A 16262-nucleotide genomic window follows, 5' to 3' on the forward strand; every position below is an offset into this window, starting at 1 on the left:
TTCCATCTTCCATCAACATGACGACCTCCCTTGTTTTCTCCTATATCGCGTGTTCGGTGTTTTGGTTCCTTCAATGGAGCCTGCGGTGCTTGCGGCACCTACCGACCTGGCAGCCCATTGATTACGCGCCACGCTGCAGCGCACCATCAATTCATTCTGGACCCTGCGATCTACCGTCGCTACGCTTTGCACAAGTTCGCCTCGAGATGCGAGCGCCGACGATAGAGATCACAGGGAGAGACCATTGAACGTTCTTCAGAAGACGAATCGGAATACCCCAGATGAAGCCACTATTATTGCGTGGGGGCTTTTTTGCTTCATCTTAGTATCGGCCATTACCATGATTGGTCTCTACGTTGGCTTTCGACATTAGATAGTGAAAGCCCCCGCGGACGATCCGTCGGCCTTTTAGTTTTTCAACCTCTGCCGGCAACGGCTCAACTAGATGAAATACTGGAGAGATGATTTCGAGCTCCACTGGACGCTCCGCGATATCGGTGGCGGCCGGCTGAAGCTGTCCCCGATCACGGAAGACCAACTCAGCGAACTCCTGGAGATGGGCCTCGTCGAAATCGTGGACGACCAGGTCAAACTGACGGAGGCCGGAAATCGGAAGATCCAGTGAAGCCTTCCTACCGAAGGACGATCTTCCGGTGTTCTGATTTGGCTCACACAGAACAAGGGAGGTTGCGATGAACAGGCTTGCTGCAGTTGTTCTCTGTGGAGTCATACTAATCGGCGCATCGACTATGGCGCGAGCTGATCAGCCTGGACCGGATTGGATGCCCATGGAGCAAGTAAAGGCGAAAGTCCTGCAGTCCGGCTACTCGCAGGTTACCAAGCTCGAGGCTGATGATGGCCGATGGGAAGGTGAGGGCATCAAGAATGGTCGAAGGATGGACTTTCACGCAGATCCGAAGACTGGCGTGATCGTCTCTGAGAAGCTTGATGACTAGCCTTCGCGGTCTGCGGTGAAGGGGAGCTACTTCCTCACCTTCCCTTTTTTCTTTTCAGCTTTCAGAGCCTCGGCTTGCGCGCGGAATGCCTCAGCCAGGTTGTGCATCCGCTCAGCATGCTCGGTGTCTTCCGTGCGATGAGCGGCGGCCTCGGCTTTCCCAGCCTGCTTCCTGAGCGACTTGGTTGGTTTCATACGGAAGTTATGCCGCAAGCCGGGAAGTAGTTCCACCTGCTGGGCGGTCCTATCGCACGCCCTCCGGACAGCGTAGGCTTCCGGGATGAAACAGTCCGACACTTACCGCGCGAACGCACACAACTGCGCCGAGATGGCTGCGGCAGCCGACAACGAGCCGGCCAGGAATCGGTTCAAGCGCATGGAAACGGCATGGCTCGCATTGGCCGAAGAAGAGGACTGGCTCGATGGCGAGGCTTCGCCGAAAACTGATCTGCCGCGCAACAAGACCAAGCCCGATCCAGAAAAGAACTGAAACTTTCTTGCGCCCGTGCCGTATCCGGATTGATCATACCGCGAGGAGCACGTTTTTGACTTATGACGATCAGATCGAAACAGCGATTGCAGATCAGGACATCGACAGATTGATAAAATTTGCATACGGCGACACATGCAGGTGCACTACCGTCAAAGGCGAACCGATGTGCGTCTGCAAGATGTTGGCGACGGCACTTCGCTCCAAAGTTGTTCCACGTTCACTTTTCGAGAACAGGATTGAGCGAGTTGCCTCAAACGGCTGATGGATTTACGGTCGGAGTTAACGCAGGATGACAGCGACCGAATCTTGACCCCAGAAGCCTCGCTTCGGTCGGCACGGCGGTGGAGCGACCCACTCGCCGGGCCTTTAAATAACGATGTTCCTTAACGTTGCTGTTCGAGCAACCGGACAGCATCCTCCAGTGTCGATGAGCCGGTCAGGCCCGACGCGCCCTGCCTAGCTCCCAAGGACGTCACTCTTCGATCGCAAGCTTCTGCTGATAGTCTATGGTTCTGGACAACGCAGCCTCAACTTGAGCCTCGGTCGAAGACGCCACCGATCACATGCAGAAGTCTGACACGGAAGGCACCAGGCGCAATTACATCGCCAGCATCGTGGAGACGACGCCGCGGGTGTCAAGGATCCGGGTGGCAAAACGGGCGAAAGGTGCACCAACATCGAGATCCGCTCTCCAGTAATTCGTCTCAAATGAGACGACGTCGCCTCCTGGCTTGTGGTTCCCTCCCGAGGAACCGTTGGAGGAACCGACATGAATGAGCGTCAGCTGATAACCCGCGCATGGCAAGATGCGGACTTGGAGAAGCTCAAACAGTTGCATGCAGAGGGGGCTACGCTTCTACGAGCATGCGCGGCTATGAAGCGACCAATGGCTTCCGTCAAAAAGCGTGCTCGTGAGCTTGGCCTGCATTTCGCAAGTGTTCGAGAGGTTCGGCGCGAGATCAGCGCTCGCGAGCAAACCCAATGACAGTTATTGGGTCCGCAGCGCCGAAGTGCCCGAAGTGCAATCGCAAGATAACTTCATTTGAAAAGGGAGATTCCGAGCTCAGATGCACAAAGTGCGAGGTCGATCCGATGGAGCGCAGCAAGGGTTGGATTTCGAGCGAGTTGAAGCCACCGTCAAGATAACTAAGATGCTGAGCGCAGCCGAACAGGTTCGGCGACGTGGGAGGCTACAATCGACCCTCTAGCCGTCCTTATAAAAAAACTGAAGGAACATTCGTCCCTGAGCCAAGAGGACCTTTTGGAGATCCGCCGGCTGCCGTGCTCTGTCCGCGAATTGGATAGTCATGAGGACTTCATTCGGCAGGGCGATCGACCCAAAGTGTCCGCAATCGTCGTCGAAGGGATGCTGGCTCGCTATCATCTCCTGCCGAATGGCGCGCGACAGTATTTGTCCTTTCATCTCGCTGGCGACATGCCGGATTCACAGTGTCTTTTCATCGACGTGATGGATCATGCCGTCTGCGCGATCGGCAAGGCCGTCGTCGCCTCGGTCCCGCATCGGGACTTGATTAAATTATTCGATAGTAGACCAAAGGTTGGCGCTGCAATCTGGCGTGAAACCCTGGTCGACGCAGCCATCTTCCGTGAAGCGATCACGAACAGTAGCGCCCGGTCCGCCCCTGCCCGCATGGCCCACCTTTTCTGCGAACTCTTCTACAGGTCGCGGGCTTCCGGCCTGGCCCGCGGGGATACTTGTGTTCTGCCGATAGGTCTCAATCAGCTTGGAGAGGCGCTTGGGCTATCGCTAGCTACCGTGAACCGCGCATTGGCGAACCTCCGAGACAGCGACCTTGCTGACTTCAAGAGCGGATCTCTCACCATCAAAAATTGGGCGGGTCTGGCGGACTGCGGTGAGTTCAATCCTCGCTACTTGCATCTGCGCCGACAGCCGTTCTGACATCGGCAATGTCAACGAACAGCACAATGGCGGCACCTATGCCAATCTCAAGACCGCTGTCGAGTTTGCAGAGAGGCTGCACAACTCAATCACGGTTCTTAGCATCTCGGCGGTCGTCGCGGCCTGGCCGACTCTAGTCTCTGACCGAATCCCGGTAACGCCTTCCCGGCGCTGGCGGAGATTATGCGTAGGCAGGGAAAAGGCCCGGCGTTCGCCGGGCCCCGGTCTTCTGAATTCAGTGTTCGGATTTACAAGTTTTGGCCGTCCCAATTGAAGTGATAGTTGATGCCGCCCTTCACAGTGCCATTTTCGGCAGTACTGTTTTTTTGCCCAGCTGTTCCCGTCCCGACCGACGTCGGGAGATTGAGGGCGCTAGAATAACAAGCGCGCTCAAATTGCCCGCGACGCAAACATCTTCCTCCACATCGAAGATTATTCCGGAGGAGATCTTGGCGCCGATCCCAGTCGGGCGCCTCGTTCTGGACCGCATGCCCGACAATTTCTTCGCGGAGACCGAGCAAGTCGCCTTCATGACGCAAAATGTCCCGCCGGGCATCGACTTCTCCAATGATCCCCTCCTGCAAGGCCGCAATTTCTCTTACCTTGATACCCAACTAAAGCGCCTCGGAAGCCCGAACTTTACCCATATTCCGATCAACGCGCCGAAGTGCCCCTTCGCCCATTTCCAGCAAGACGGCCACATGGCGATGCGCAATCCGGTCGGCCGGGCGAACTATCAACCCAATTCCCACGGGATCGGGCCGCGGGAATCGATTGCAAAGGGCTTTAGGAGCTTCGCCGAAGCGGAGGAAGGTCAGAAGGCTAGATTGCGGCCAGAAAGCTTCGCCGATCACTATAGCCAGGCACGGCAGTTCTTCGTCAGTCAGACAGTTGGCGAACAGCAGCATATCGCTGCCGCGCTCACATTCGAACTCAGTAAGGTGAAGCTCCCGGAGATCCGCGAGCGCGTAGTGGCACATCTCCTCAACATCGACACCGACCTGGCCGGCAAAGTTGGACAAAAACTCGGTCTAGCGAAGATGCCGAAGCCGGCCGACGCGGCCGCACCGACAAGGCAGGACCTCGATGTATCGCCTGCCCTCAGCATCGTCAGAAACGGGCCGCAGCGGTTCGAGGGGCGCAAGCTCGGCATCCTGGTCACCGACGGCGTCGATGCCAACCTGCTGGCCGCTCTGAAAGCGGCGATCGTGAAGGAAGGGGCCGTGTGCGAAGTTGTGGCCCCAAAGGTAACGGGCGCGAAGGCTAACGACGGCAGCCTCGTCGAAGCGGATGAGATGATAGATGGCGGCCCATCGGTGCTTTACGATGCAGTCGCGCTGCTGCCGGGCGCTGCGGGAATGGCGGATCTGCTCCAGGAGTCGACGGCGCGCGATTTCCTTGCCGATGCTTTCTCGCACTGCAAGTTCATCGCCTATGTCGAAGCCGCAATACCCCTGTTCGCCAAAGCTGGGATTGCGGACGCGCTTGACGATGGCGTGATCCCGTTGGCTACCAAGAAGGACATCGCAACGTTCGTGGGGCGATTGACTGAACTTAGATTTTGGGAGCGCGAAGCTAAGGTTAAGATGGGTTAGTTTGGCACCTTCAAGATCGCAATTGCGGAGCGGAGTTCCCACCTCCGCTCTCGATGCGACGCGGTCAGTCTCGTCAATCAAAGTCGTAGAAGGACGCGCGAGAGTTGGCGCTCAGAAGTGGCGTCATGTGAGCTGATTGGAACGAGCGAGGTCGCCTTTGCGGTGATCTCCAATAGCGCAAGAACTCCCATAACAATATGGACGTGGAACTCGTTCCTCAATTCGGCATTGCACGTTCCAGCGAGCGCGATCCCGCGCCAGATAATGTTAGGAATCGACATGATCAGAATTGCAATGGTAGCCACCGCCATGACGATAGCTTTCGGGGCCGCCGCATTCGCTCAATCGGTGGGCGAGAAGACCGGCGTTAACTCAGTCCTGGGTGTCGCTCCGACCACGGCAGATTTCGTCAGACAGGCCGCTATCAGCGACATGACCGAAATTGCCGCTAGCAAGATCGGCCAAGAACGTGGAAACGCGGCGGAGAAAACGTTTTCCGCACAGATGATCGCTGACCATACAAAGACGTCCACCGAGCTCAAGGCGCTTGTCGCAGGTGGGATAAAGGCCGACGTTCCGGCCGGACTGGATGAGGCTTCGCAGAAAAAGGTCGATAAGCTGAAGAGTGTGAAGGCGGAAGATTTCTCGTCCGACTTCGATTCTATGCAGGTTAACGCACATAAGAATGCGGTCTCACTCTTCGAGCGCTATGCCAAGGGCGGCGAGAATCCGAAGCTGAAGGACTGGGCGGGTAAAACGCTCCCGCACTTGCAGCACCATCTCGAAATGGCGCAGAATCTAAGTAAGAAGAGGTAACAATCATCGTCATCAAGAACAAAAGCCCGCCTCTCCCGGTGGGCTTTTACCGACTGCTCGAACGAGCCTGCCGCCACCGGCCAACACAATGAGCCGCCCGGGCATTCCACCGGACGGCTTTCGTCATTTAGACGTGCTGATTACCAACTCTGACGTCCATACCAGTCGTCGACTTCCTTCGTGGTCTGGTCCTTGGCGTAGCCATAACGCTCTTGAAGACGACCCTCGAGTTGCTCCCGTTTTCCGTTGATGACGTCGAGGTCATCGTCAGTGAGCTTGCCCCACTGCTCCTTGACCTTGCCCTTCATCTGTTTCCAATTTCCTTCGACCCTGTTCCAATCCATTTTTTCTCTCCCTTGTTAGTGGGATGAACGTCGTGATCGGGTCTTTGTTTCCCGTGCGACACTAAGACCGCGCCCGGCAGTCTAAGAAGCGCCCCGAAAATTTTTAGCGTCACCCCTTGACCGAAAGCAGCGAAAATCTACATCGATAATCGCCTTTAAACGAAAGGAGTTAGGAGGCCCAGCATGACAAGCGCTGCCATGTCGATGAATGAAATCCACGCAAATTCTCTCCTCGCCAGTACCTTCACGCACCCGCCGGAGGTTCTTGCGAATCCCTTCTTAGACACCCTGCAAAAGCGATGCATCCTAGCCGCTTGGGCATCGGATGCGTTTACTGTCGAAGGGAAGCCGTGGCTACGCCAAATTCCAGGCTCCCATGAGACTGTTAGGATCGGTTATATTCTCGCAGCTCTCCGATCCCTTGATGAGGATGACGGTCCCCCACCGAAGACGTCGCGAATGCCGTTGCCGGAAGCACCGATACGTGTCCGAGCCGTGGGCCAGACCACAGGAGAGGATCGACGCCGCCGTTTAGCGGACATCCATCCATAAGGCGCGCAACCATTTTCGCAAAGAAGCCGCCCGAGCATATTGCTCGGACGGCTCAATCGTCGACCCATCGAAAAGATCGATGCAAGTCCGCCGCAATCGTCAATGAGTGTCGGTCCTTTTCCACTTTTCAAGGTCCGGCTTTTCTCGGTCCTGAACAAACTGTTCCTTTTCCGGCACGCCTTGCCAGGGCTTGTCGGTCTGTTTCGTCGGAGCCCAATCTGACTCCGTACGGGGATCATCTTTGGGAGTTTCTTTGCTCATGGTCCCTCCGAAATGTTACTTGCCGGCGCCGATGTTGCCGCCCTTGATGTTGCCCAGCGAGTTGTCCCCTTGCCCCGAATTGCCGCTGTTCCCCTTCAGAGCGACATTGCCGCCAGTATATGTGCGGCCGGTACCGGTGGTCATGCCTTGACCGGAGGTGACGCCCTGCTGAGTGTGGTGCCGGCGGGACTTTTCGGCGGACGCCGGCGACATCGTTGCACCGACGAGGAGAAGCGCCGTAGCGCTGATCGTTATAATCTTTTGCATTGAACCAAAGCCAATCTGTTCATGAAGCCCTTGTCAGTCGAACGTGGCGCTGGCTGACTCGTTCCGCATCGGGGATCCCCGAATTGACCGGCCAAGCACTTCTGCCAGAACAAAGCCACTGATGTTGTTTCAATCGTGCTAGAGGTAGGCATGCGCACGGGCACGACAGCTTTAATCGGAGCATTGGTGGCCATACTCGGTGCCGCTGGCTGGTACGCATACCAGGGTCTCATTGTACCCGGCGAGCCCATGCCTCGCGACGGCTATATCGCCCTGACGATCGGCGTAGTTCTTTCCATTATCGTCGGCGCCGGCTTGATGGCCCTGCTCTTCTTCAGTAGCCGGCGCGGGTACGATGAGCCCCCGACTTTCAAGGATGAAGATTAAACCTGGCGCACGCTGAAATTACGCTATCGAGCGGTTGCCGACGAGATGGACAGGCTGATCGCCGTCAGCCATTGTCGGTTTATGGTGCCTGACCCGGTCGGAGAACTGATGGCGTGGGTTTCGCCCACGAAGGAATCGACCCGACATTATCGGGCATAGCTTCAGCGCAGTTGATCAGAGTACACTTAGCCCGTAGCGCCAAAGGCAAGCGTTGCCGCCGTGTGATCGCGATCTTCGCTCGCTTGCCTTAATTATTGTATGTCGCTAGTAATTTGTCATCGCTCTGGACCCGGTGAAACCCCGGGTGGCTCTTCCGGCCGCCGATCCGCCGGACCACGCACGCCGGCCCGACAGTCGTCCATCGCATCCTGCGGTGCACTGTTAGGCGCCACTGCGGAAACTATCCATGAAATCCTCGTCCTTTCCCCGCTACCACTTCGAGTGGGTTGGCGGCGCCATCAACATTGGCCGCGATGTTCTCGCCGGCATGGTCGGCACCTTTGCTTTGATCCCCGAAGTCATCGCATTTTCCTTCGTCGCCGGCGTCGATCCCGAAGTCGGACTGTTTGCGTCCTTCGTTATTGGCATCGTCATCGCCTTCGCCGGGGGGCGCCCGGCGATGATCTCCGGTGCCGCAGGATCAGTTGCGCTTGTCGCCGCGGCGTTGGTGGGCAGCCATGGCTTAAAATACCTGCTGGCGGCCACGCTGCTCGCCGGGCTGCTTCAGATCGTGTTCGGCCTGCTCAAGCTCGACGTGTTAATGCGCTTCGTGTCGCGCTCGGTGCGCACCGGCTTCGTCAATGCTCTGGCGATCCTGATTTTCTCGGCGCAGGTGCCGCAGATGCTCGGCGTCACCTGGCACACCTATGCGATGATCGGGCTCGGCCTCGCCATCATCTATCTGGTGCCACGCCTGACCACCGCCATTCCCTCGCCGCTGATCTGCATCGTCCTGCTGACGGTGGTTGCCGTCGCCTTCCCGATGCCAATCCACAGCGTCGCCGATCTCGGCCGCCTGCCGAATGCGCTGCCCACCTTCAGCTTCCCGGGCGTACCGCTGACATGGGCAACGCTCAGCATCATCGCGCCCTATGCTCTGGCGATGGCAGCGGTCGGGCTGCTGGAGTCCATGATGACCGCCAGCGTCGTCGACGACCTGACGGAGACCACCAGCTCCAAGGCCCGCGAGTGCACCGGGCTTGGCCTCGCCAACATGGCTGCCGGCCTGTTCGGCGGCATCGCCGGCTGCGGCATGATCGGCCAGACCGTCGGCAATGTGCGCTATGGCGGCCGCGGCCGGCTGTCGACGCTGGTGGCCGGTGTCTTCCTGCTGATCGTCATGGTGCCACTGCGGCCTTGGGTTGCGCAGGTACCCGTCGCCGCACTCGTGGCGATCATGATCATGGTCTCGATCAGCACCTTCTCCTGGGGCTCGATCCGAGACCTTGCCCGCCATCCGAAGGTCTCGGGCATCGTCATGCTGGCCACCGTAGCGGTGACGGTGGCGACCCACGATCTGGCGATAGGCGTGGGCGTTGGCGTGCTGCTCAGCGGCGTGTTCTTCGCCTTCAAGGTGACACGGTTGATGGAAGTGCAGGTCAGCCATGACGCTAAGGGGGACACCCGAATCTACACCGTATCAGGCCAGATCTTCTTCGCTAGCGCCGACATCTTTGCCGATCGCTTCGATCTGCGCGACACTGTCGGCACCGTCCGCATCGACCTGACCGCGGCTCACCTTTGGGACATCACCTCCATCGCCGCGCTCGATGAAGTCGTCGGCAAGATGCGGCGGCACGGTATAGCGGTCGAGGTAATCGGCCTGAACCAGGCGAGCGCCGTGCTAGTGGATCGCCACGCGCCGCTGGTGCGAAACACCACTGCATCATCTGGATGAGTGCACTTTTCGATCCTTTAGACGCTCCCGGTCCTGACCCAATGATCCACGTCCATTCCAAAAGAATAACGGCGGTGCTTAAGCAAGAGGGGCAATGAACAAAGGCCCCGATTGCTGGGGCCTTTGATTTCATCGAAGCAGCAGAACCAGAATGATCAGTGGAAGCGGAATTCCAAGTAGCCATAGCAGAATAGGCATTGTTCTCTCCTTATCGCGTGCGACGCGTTTTCCAAGTTCCGTCTCGAAGCCCACCACCCTCGGTCGCCGCCAAGCTGGCAGAGAAAGCGCCGATCAGTAGTGAAGCCGTGAGCCAAAAGGCGAGCTGCATTGCAGCCTTGCGAGCATTATCGGCTGCAGCCTTGGCATCATTGATGACTTCGGTAACGCGCTTATCCGCGTCGGGTTCGCTCAAACCGGTGCGAGCGGCCACGACTTTATGGACGTAAGCGCGATCAGCAGGCTTCAACTCACCGGTTCGGAGGCTAGAGGCCATTATGCGGGACAGTTCACCGCGCGCGTCAGCACTGTTGCCATCGCTAGAGGGTGTCGATGGACGCAATAGCGCGTCGATGTAGCCTTCGGCCGGCCCCGCCTGCGCCGCAGACGCGGTCGCACCGGCAGCAACTCCCGACGTCGCGCCGCTCAAAACGGTCGTCGCCGGTGAAGCGAGCAGTACTGCACCGAGCACCGTTGCAAACGCCCATGCCAGAAACCCATGCGCGGTGTCGCGGAAATAGACTTCATCTGAATGAACGCCAATCCAGCGCGACCGCAGGCGGCCGGCGAGATATCCGCCGATCGACGACGAGATCATGGCAATGACGATCAGATAAATTCCCGTCGTGATTTTGAAAGTCGTAGCGGATACGCTGGATGACCACGGTGACACGACTGACAAACCAAGCCCCGTCCCGAACGCGATAAGGACGAGTGTCAACGCGAGCGACACGACGGCGCCGGCCGCGACTGCAGCCCACGAGACACCCGCAACCGAAGGCTCGTCCAGGCCAGTGGCAGCCGGCTGTACGACAACAGTATCAATCATTTTGAAATTCCCATTGGAGCGGCTCCGGAATAGATACCGATGCCCACACAATGTGCATTCAATAGTATGGTTCCGCCCACGAAGGCGAATTCGCATCTCTTCAGCGAGTTCGGTCAAAGCAAGACTCGAAAATAATGCTGCCTGCCACGATCGCCTTTGCGCAAAGCATGTTTCGCGAAATGTCCTTCTGGGACTTGGGCTAGGGGCGAGCCTTGGCTGGCAGTGTTCTATCTGTGTGTTTCGCTATTCTGATAGCGAGTATTGTGGTGGAGAAATATTGGGATTGCCCCCTCCGGACCAAGCTCTCCCAAAGCGAGTGCCTTTTGTGCTATGGGACCACTCCGAACTGGGCCTTACCGTCAAACGTCTCGCAGAAACAACGTCGCTCACGAAGCACGTGCCAGCGAGATAGCTGCCGGCACGATCGACAAGATGACGGACAAGGATGCAAGTGCGGACGATCAGGCTAGTCGTAAGCGGCGCCTGCTCAAAGGACCCGAGGAATTCCGCGACGTCCGGGTCGATCGGAAAGCCAAAAAGCAAGGAGTAGCGCTACTTCAGCACTATCCACGCCGGAGCATGGTCGCTTGGATCTGGCTTGCCGCGCACCTTTCGGTCGACGCCGGCCTGCTCAAGCCGCGGACTCAGCGCAGGACTGAGAAGCAGATGGTCAATGCGAAGGCCAGCGTCGCGCTCGTAGCGGTTCCGCCAATACGACCAGAACGTATACATTGGCTCATCCGGATGCTGCTTGCGCAGCGCATCGATCCAACCCTTCTTGAGGAGATTGCCGAACGCCGCCCTGCTTTCGGGCTGCACGAGCGCATCCTTGTCCCACGACTTGGTCGGGTAGATGTCGAAGGACGTTGGCACGATGTTGAAGTCGCCGGCGATAACGGTTGGAGCACCGGACTTGACCAGCTTGCCGGCGTGCGCGTTCAGACGCTTCAGCCAAGCGAGCTTGTAATCGAACTTCGGTCCCGGCTGCGGATTGCCATTGGGTGCGTAGACGCAGCCAACGAGGACGCCGTCGACGGCAGCCTCGATGTATCGGCTTTGGACGTCGCTCTCGTCACCAGGCAACCGCCTGCGCGTTACCACGATCTCGGATTTTCTAGCGAGGATTGCGACGCCATTCCAAGTCTTCTGCCCAACCCACTCGGCAGAATAGCCGGCCTTACGCAGCGCACGTTCCGGGAATTCGGACTTGGCAGCCTTCAACTCCTGAATACATGCCACGTCCGGCTTCGACGACTTCAACCACGCCAGCAGATTGGGCAGCCGCTTGTTAATGTTGTTCACGTTGAAGGTCGCAATCTTCACGCGCTCTCCTGATCCGAGGTCTACGGACATTTAGCTCAGTATGCGGCGGCCCCGGGCTCCAGTGGAACTCCATCGGCGTAAACCACCGTTGGGTCTGTACGAGATGAACTCAGGAGGGTCGTGGCGAGTTCAAAATCTTGTCTATCGTGATGGGGAAATCACGCACCCGCACACCAGTTGCGTGAAAGATCGCATTGGCGACGGCAGACGCGGTTCCCACGATGCCGATCTCGCCCAGGCCCTTGACGCCAAGCGGGCTAACCTTGTCGTCCTTTTCATCGACGAAGATCACTTCAATATCCTCGATGTCGGCATGGGCCGGAAAGTGATATTCGCCGAGATTGGCATTCATAATCTTGCCGAGGCGATGATCTCTCATGGCTTCCTCATGAAGCGCCATACCGATTCCCATCACCACGCCGCCTAGGATCTGGCTGCGGGCCGTCTTCGGATTGAGGATTTTACCCGCCGCCGCCGCGCAGACGACACGCGTCACGCGAACGACACCCAGATCTTCATCTACACGCACTTCCGCGAACACGGCGGAATGCGTGTAGCTTATATATTTCAGCATCTGCCGTAAGTTCGGGCTGACTTTGCCCTGCTCGGTGATTTCCGTGAGCTCGGCGGCGTGCATGACTTCGAACACGGAAAGCCCGCGCGCCGGATCATCCTTCCGGAAGATGCGTCGATCCCGAACCTCGACGTCTTCGAAACTTGCATCCGCAAGCGGCGAGTTGGCCATCTTCCTGGCTTGCTTGAACAGAGAATGCTTGACCGCATCACATGCGGCCTGAACCGCCGAGCCGTTTGACGCTGCGGTCCACGAACCTCCTTCGACCGGCGACATCGGCAGGGTAGAATCGCCGATCCTGGCCTGAACGTCTTCGAGCGGTAATCCGAACGCTTCGGCGCCGATCTGCGTCAGGATTGTCCAAGTCCCTGTGCCAATATCGGACGCCGCCGTTGCCACCTCGAGCGTCCCATCCACCTTGAGAGTCGCAGTGGCCTGGGCCTTTTGCAGGAAGGCGTCCCACATTCCCGTTGAGACGCCCCATCCAATCAGCTCGCGACCCTCCTTCATGGCACGCGGCTTGGGGTATCGATTTTCCCATCCAAATGCCGCTGCACCCTCGCTGTAGCATTCCAGAAGTGCCTTGGATGTGAACTGCTTGTTGGTGTTTTCGTCCTTCGAGGCGAAATTGATCCGACGAATTTCGAGCGGATCGATACCAAGTTCGTATGAAAGTTCATCGAGCGCGCATTCGAGCGCTGTCACGCCGATGGCTGCGCCGGGTGCGCGCATGTCACACGGCGTGGCCGTATCGAGCTTGGCAAGCTGATAGGTCAGCTTGACGTTGTCGCAGTGATACATCATGCCCGACCAATTGACGACGGCCTCCTGATAATCCTCGTAATGGGAGGTCGAGGCAACGGCATCGTGCATGATCGACTGCAGCCGCCCATCGCGGTCCGCGGCGAGCGATACAGTGTGGTAATTGTCCGGCCGATAGCCGATATGAAACATCTGCGCACGCGTCAGCGACACCCGCACCGAGCGTTCGAGTTCGAGACTGGCCATGACGGCGAAGAACAATTGGTGCTGCGGCCGCAAGCCGGCGCCGAAGGCGCCGCCCACATAATGATTGATCAGGCGGACATCCTTGCTGCGCAGGCCGAACACTGAGGTGACATAGCCCTGCGCATTCTGCGAGCCTTGCGTTTTGTCATAGATCGTCAGCTTGCCGTCGCCCTCGAACACGCAGGTGGTGGCGAACAACTCCATCGGATTGTGGTGCTCGGCATTGACCCGGTAATCGCGGCTGATCTTGACGGGTGCATCTTGAAACGCCTGCTCGGCGTCGCCGCGCGGGTCCGGCGGCGGCGGAATACCACTACGCTTCTTCGGAGGCACATAGGCCTCTGCCCGCTTCGCATCAAGCTCGGTACAATGCGCATCGACATCATAGGCAATGCGAACCAGGGAGGCCGCATCGCGCGCGGCCTCGAACGTTTCGGCGACAATCAGCGCGACCGGCTGACCGTCGAACAGGATGCGGTCCGAATGCAACGGCCGGAACGGATGGCCAGGAGGCGCGACTTCGTCCCGCCAGCTACGATCAAGCCATGCCGCCTTGCCGCGATTTTCGTGCGTGAAGATTTCGACGACGCCTGGAAACCGCCTGGCTGCATCGAGGTCCATTGACGCAATTCGCCCGGTAGCGATCGTGCTGCCGACGATGTAGCCATAAAGCAGATCGTCAGCAGGATACTCTGCCGCGTAATGCGCTTGGCCGGTCACCTTCAGCCTACCGTCGACCCGGCTGGTCGAACGTCCGATATGCGCGATTTCACCAACTGACATGCGATGTTCCCGTTAACTTTCTAGTGAATCGATTTGTCGGCCTGGTCCTGCGGCGTGCCCGCAGCCGCCTGCTCCAGCGCGCGAACGATGGCGCGGCGAGCAAGCTTGATTTTGAAGTCGTTGTCGCCCTGCCCTTTCGCATCACGAAGGATGAAATCGGCGACTTGCGCAAAGCTCTGGGTCTCGACCCGCTCGCCTTTCAGCGATCTTTCTGCGTCAAAATCCCGCCATGGCTTATGCGCGACGCCGCCGAGCGCGATCCGGACATCCTGGATGATGCCCTCCTCCACGCGCAGCGCGGCGGCGACGGAGATCAGTGCGAAGGCATAGGACAGCCGGTCCCGGATCTTGAGATAGGTGTGATGGGCACCGAAGTCGGGCTCGGGGATGGTGATCGACGTAATGAGCTCGCCGACCTTCAGCGTGTTATCGAGTTCCGGCTCCCCGCCGGGGAGGCGGTGGAAACCAGACATCGGAATCGATCGCTTGCCTTCCGGCCCCGCGACTTCGACGGATGCATCGAGTGCAGCCATCGCGACGCACATGTCCGACGGATGGACCGCAATGCAGCTGTCGCTGGCACCGAGAATGGCGTGAATACGATTGACGCCTCCAATGGCGGAGCAGCCATTTCCGGGCTGTCGCTTGTTGCAAGCTGTCGACGGATCATAAAAATAATAGCAGCGCGTTCGCTGCATTAGATTTCCTCCGGTTGTGGCCGCGTTCCGCAACTGGGGCGACGCACCGGCAAGAATGGCGCTCGATAGCATTGGCCACTTTTCCCGAACGTCTGGATGCCACGCCAGATCGGTATTGGTGACCAGCGCGCCGATGCGCAGCGCTCTGTCGGAAGTGATTTCGATCGATTTGAGCGGAAGCCGGTTGATGTCGACCAGCCGCGACGGCTGCGCCACATCGTATTTCATCAGGTCAACGAGATTGGTGCCACCCGCCAGCGCGCGCGCGGCAGGTTCATTCAGCGCCGCAATGGCATCCGCAACTGTGGCCGGGCGGATATACTCGAACCGGTTCATTCGGCAGCCTCCTTCGCCGCGATGCGCGGCATCAGCACGTCCTCGACCGCGGCGGCGATATTGGTATAAGCGCCGCAGCGGCACAGGTTACCGCTCATATGCTCGCGTATCTCGGCCCGGCTATGGGTGTGGCCTTCCGCCAGCAGACCCGCCGCTGAGCAGATCTGGCCAGGCGTGCAGTAGCCGCATTGAAACGCGTCGCGCTCGATGAAGGCCACCTGCAGCGGATGCAGTTCGCCGTTTTCAGCCAGCCCTTCGACAGTGGTGATCTCGGCACCGTCGCGCGACACCGCGAGCGCCAGGCACGAATTGATGCGTTTGCCATCGACGAGCACGGTACAGGCGCCGCATTGTCCCTGATCGCATCCCTTCTTAGTTCCGGTGAGCGAGAGGTGCTCACGCAGCAGGTCTAGAAGCGTCACCCATGGCCCCACTTTCAGTTCGTGCAACGTTCCGTTGATCGTGAGGGAAATCGGGATCTGTGGGTGATGTGGGATCTGGTTCACGGGCGCCTCGCTATACGTTCGCCACCAGAACCATTCTAATCGTAGGATGTTCCGCTATCTTCGACCTTCAGGATGGGCTTGCCCATATCGGAGATTGAAGCGTTCCCGATTTTGGCGTCTCCGGCATGCCATCGGGCGCCGCCAACGATTTTGCCCGGGAACCGACTGGGGCAAGGGAGTAGGAGGCGCCATTGCAGTTCCGCCGTTACGCTTTTTTGTCGCCAGGAACAACAAACGAGCAAGTTAATTCATCCAGCTCGGGGCATGAAAACGAACGAGGACAATATGAAGAAGAGGTTGATAGCAGTTACGGCAGCAGCACTGATGATTGCTCCTGCTGCATTCGCACAGAGCGGTGCAAATCCGAGCGCGCCTCAAGTCAATTCCGCAGGCAATGGTGTTACACAGCCCGGAACTACCAGCACAGGCACGGCAGTCGATCGTCCGACATCGAGCACTCCACACGCAGCGCCGCACGCTGCGGGATCGCAGACTGGCAAC

At 58.4% G+C, this 16262-nt stretch carries 16 protein-coding genes, 1 pseudogene and 1 other annotated feature; of the genes and pseudogenes, 8 read left to right on the forward strand and 9 right to left on the reverse strand.

The features are described 5' to 3' along the window. Positions 1-445: 445 nt before the first annotated feature. The gene (locus CHC01_RS00005) at positions 446-625 is read left to right on the forward strand and encodes a hypothetical protein (protein ID WP_068738675.1); all 180 of its coding nucleotides are present in this window, start codon (positions 446-448) and stop codon (positions 623-625) included. 67 nt (positions 626-692) lie between these two features. Next, complete coding sequence (locus CHC01_RS00010) at positions 693-956, forward strand: PepSY domain-containing protein (RefSeq protein ID WP_068738676.1); 264 nt, start codon at positions 693-695, stop codon at positions 954-956. A gap of 26 nt (positions 957-982) precedes the next feature. Here CHC01_RS00010 and CHC01_RS32165 read toward each other — a convergent pair whose 3' ends face one another. Continuing rightward, the gene (locus CHC01_RS32165; protein ID WP_210421645.1) at positions 983-1150 is read right to left on the reverse strand and encodes a hypothetical protein; all 168 of its coding nucleotides are present in this window, start codon (positions 1148-1150) and stop codon (positions 983-985) included. Positions 1151-1235: 85 nt separating this feature from the next. Between CHC01_RS32165 and CHC01_RS00020 the strand changes: the two genes are divergently transcribed. From CHC01_RS00020 to CHC01_RS00045, 4 genes and pseudogenes are all read left to right on the forward strand, one after another. Next, positions 1236-1445, forward strand: coding sequence for a hypothetical protein (locus CHC01_RS00020; RefSeq protein ID WP_089261378.1), 210 nt, complete (start codon positions 1236-1238; stop codon positions 1443-1445). 1198 nt (positions 1446-2643) lie between these two features. Beyond that, complete coding sequence (locus CHC01_RS00030; RefSeq protein ID WP_089261382.1) at positions 2644-3369, forward strand: Crp/Fnr family transcriptional regulator; 726 nt, start codon at positions 2644-2646, stop codon at positions 3367-3369. 425 nt (positions 3370-3794) lie between these two features. Further along, positions 3795-4964 (forward strand): annotated as a pseudogene (gene katE / locus CHC01_RS00035) (catalase); the annotation flags it as partial. A 279-nt stretch (positions 4965-5243) separates the two neighbouring features. Continuing rightward, positions 5244-5780 (forward strand): DUF4142 domain-containing protein, encoded by a 537-nt coding sequence (locus CHC01_RS00045; RefSeq protein WP_089261386.1) that lies wholly within the window; start codon positions 5244-5246, stop codon positions 5778-5780. 140 nt (positions 5781-5920) lie between these two features. On the opposite strand, the gene CHC01_RS00050 is transcribed toward CHC01_RS00045, so the two are convergent. The 3 genes from CHC01_RS00050 to CHC01_RS00055 form a co-directional block, all read right to left on the reverse strand. Then, positions 5921-6124, reverse strand: coding sequence for a CsbD family protein (locus CHC01_RS00050; RefSeq protein WP_068738686.1), 204 nt, complete (start codon positions 6122-6124; stop codon positions 5921-5923). Between the two features lie 651 nt (positions 6125-6775). Next, the gene (locus tag CHC01_RS32170; protein ID WP_176454453.1) at positions 6776-6937 is read right to left on the reverse strand and encodes a hypothetical protein; all 162 of its coding nucleotides are present in this window, start codon (positions 6935-6937) and stop codon (positions 6776-6778) included. Between the two features lie 15 nt (positions 6938-6952). Next, entirely contained in the window at positions 6953-7204 is a 252-nt protein-coding gene (locus tag CHC01_RS00055) for a hypothetical protein (protein ID WP_089261388.1), read from the reverse strand. A 150-nt stretch (positions 7205-7354) separates the two neighbouring features. On the opposite strand from CHC01_RS00055, the gene CHC01_RS00060 reads away from it, so the two are divergent. Together CHC01_RS00060 and CHC01_RS00065 are read left to right on the forward strand one after the other, a co-directional pair. Continuing rightward, positions 7355-7591: a YidH family protein gene (locus tag CHC01_RS00060; RefSeq protein WP_089261390.1), complete on the forward strand. Its 237-nt coding sequence runs from the start codon at positions 7355-7357 to the stop codon at positions 7589-7591. 282 nt (positions 7592-7873) lie between these two features. Beyond that, positions 7874-7929 (forward strand) — a sequence feature (sul1 is cis-regulatory element that is thought to sense ions involved in sulfur or methionine metabolism; They are found in Alphaproteobacteria). A gap of 68 nt (positions 7930-7997) precedes the next feature. Continuing rightward, positions 7998-9488 carry a SulP family inorganic anion transporter gene (locus CHC01_RS00065; RefSeq protein ID WP_089261392.1) on the forward strand — a complete coding sequence of 497 codons (1491 nt, stop codon included), beginning with the start codon at positions 7998-8000 and terminating at the stop codon, positions 9486-9488. A gap of 208 nt (positions 9489-9696) precedes the next feature. On the opposite strand, the gene CHC01_RS00070 is transcribed toward CHC01_RS00065, so the two are convergent. From CHC01_RS00070 to CHC01_RS00090, 5 genes are all read right to left on the reverse strand, one after another. Next, positions 9697-10650: a hypothetical protein gene (locus CHC01_RS00070; RefSeq protein WP_349636600.1), complete on the reverse strand. Its 954-nt coding sequence runs from the start codon at positions 10648-10650 to the stop codon at positions 9697-9699. A 435-nt stretch (positions 10651-11085) separates the two neighbouring features. Further along, on the reverse strand, positions 11086-11856 hold the full coding sequence (xth, locus tag CHC01_RS00075; RefSeq protein WP_089261396.1) for an exodeoxyribonuclease III: 771 nt from the start codon (positions 11854-11856) through the stop codon (positions 11086-11088). A 109-nt stretch (positions 11857-11965) separates the two neighbouring features. Then, positions 11966-14221 carry a xanthine dehydrogenase family protein molybdopterin-binding subunit gene (locus CHC01_RS00080; protein WP_089261398.1) on the reverse strand — a complete coding sequence of 752 codons (2256 nt, stop codon included), beginning with the start codon at positions 14219-14221 and terminating at the stop codon, positions 11966-11968. 20 nt (positions 14222-14241) lie between these two features. Further along, positions 14242-15255 carry an FAD binding domain-containing protein gene (locus tag CHC01_RS00085; RefSeq protein ID WP_089261400.1) on the reverse strand — a complete coding sequence of 338 codons (1014 nt, stop codon included), beginning with the start codon at positions 15253-15255 and terminating at the stop codon, positions 14242-14244. Continuing rightward, positions 15252-15761: a (2Fe-2S)-binding protein gene (locus CHC01_RS00090; protein ID WP_244558167.1), complete on the reverse strand. Its 510-nt coding sequence runs from the start codon at positions 15759-15761 to the stop codon at positions 15252-15254. Before CHC01_RS00090 ends, CHC01_RS00085 begins: the two co-directional genes overlap by 4 nt. Positions 15762-16262: the final 501 nt, after the last annotated feature.

The sequence above is a fragment of the Tardiphaga sp. OK246 genome (assembly GCF_900188215.1).
Lineage (GTDB): Bacteria > Pseudomonadota > Alphaproteobacteria > Rhizobiales > Xanthobacteraceae > Tardiphaga > Tardiphaga robiniae.

What these genes read in the sequence shown, in the direction of transcription:
- CHC01_RS32165 (WP_210421645.1), bottom strand. Translation starts at nt 1,150, where the DNA reads ATGAAACCAACCAAGTCGCTCAGGAAGCAGGCTGGGAAAGCCGAGGCC.
- CHC01_RS00065 (WP_089261392.1), top strand. Translation starts at nt 7,998, where the DNA reads ATGAAATCCTCGTCCTTTCCCCGCTACCACTTCGAGTGGGTTGGCGGC.
- CHC01_RS00050 (WP_068738686.1), bottom strand. Translation starts at nt 6,124, where the DNA reads ATGGATTGGAACAGGGTCGAAGGAAATTGGAAACAGATGAAGGGCAAG.
- CHC01_RS00045 (WP_089261386.1), top strand. Translation starts at nt 5,244, where the DNA reads ATGATCAGAATTGCAATGGTAGCCACCGCCATGACGATAGCTTTCGGG.
- CHC01_RS00005 (WP_068738675.1), top strand. Translation starts at nt 446, where the DNA reads ATGAAATACTGGAGAGATGATTTCGAGCTCCACTGGACGCTCCGCGAT.
- CHC01_RS00020 (WP_089261378.1), top strand. Translation starts at nt 1,236, where the DNA reads ATGAAACAGTCCGACACTTACCGCGCGAACGCACACAACTGCGCCGAG.
- CHC01_RS00055 (WP_089261388.1), bottom strand. Translation starts at nt 7,204, where the DNA reads ATGCAAAAGATTATAACGATCAGCGCTACGGCGCTTCTCCTCGTCGGT.
- CHC01_RS00080 (WP_089261398.1), bottom strand. Translation starts at nt 14,221, where the DNA reads ATGTCAGTTGGTGAAATCGCGCATATCGGACGTTCGACCAGCCGGGTC.
- CHC01_RS00010 (WP_068738676.1), top strand. Translation starts at nt 693, where the DNA reads ATGAACAGGCTTGCTGCAGTTGTTCTCTGTGGAGTCATACTAATCGGC.
- CHC01_RS00085 (WP_089261400.1), bottom strand. Translation starts at nt 15,255, where the DNA reads ATGAACCGGTTCGAGTATATCCGCCCGGCCACAGTTGCGGATGCCATT.
- CHC01_RS00060 (WP_089261390.1), top strand. Translation starts at nt 7,355, where the DNA reads ATGCGCACGGGCACGACAGCTTTAATCGGAGCATTGGTGGCCATACTC.
- CHC01_RS32170 (WP_176454453.1), bottom strand. Translation starts at nt 6,937, where the DNA reads ATGAGCAAAGAAACTCCCAAAGATGATCCCCGTACGGAGTCAGATTGG.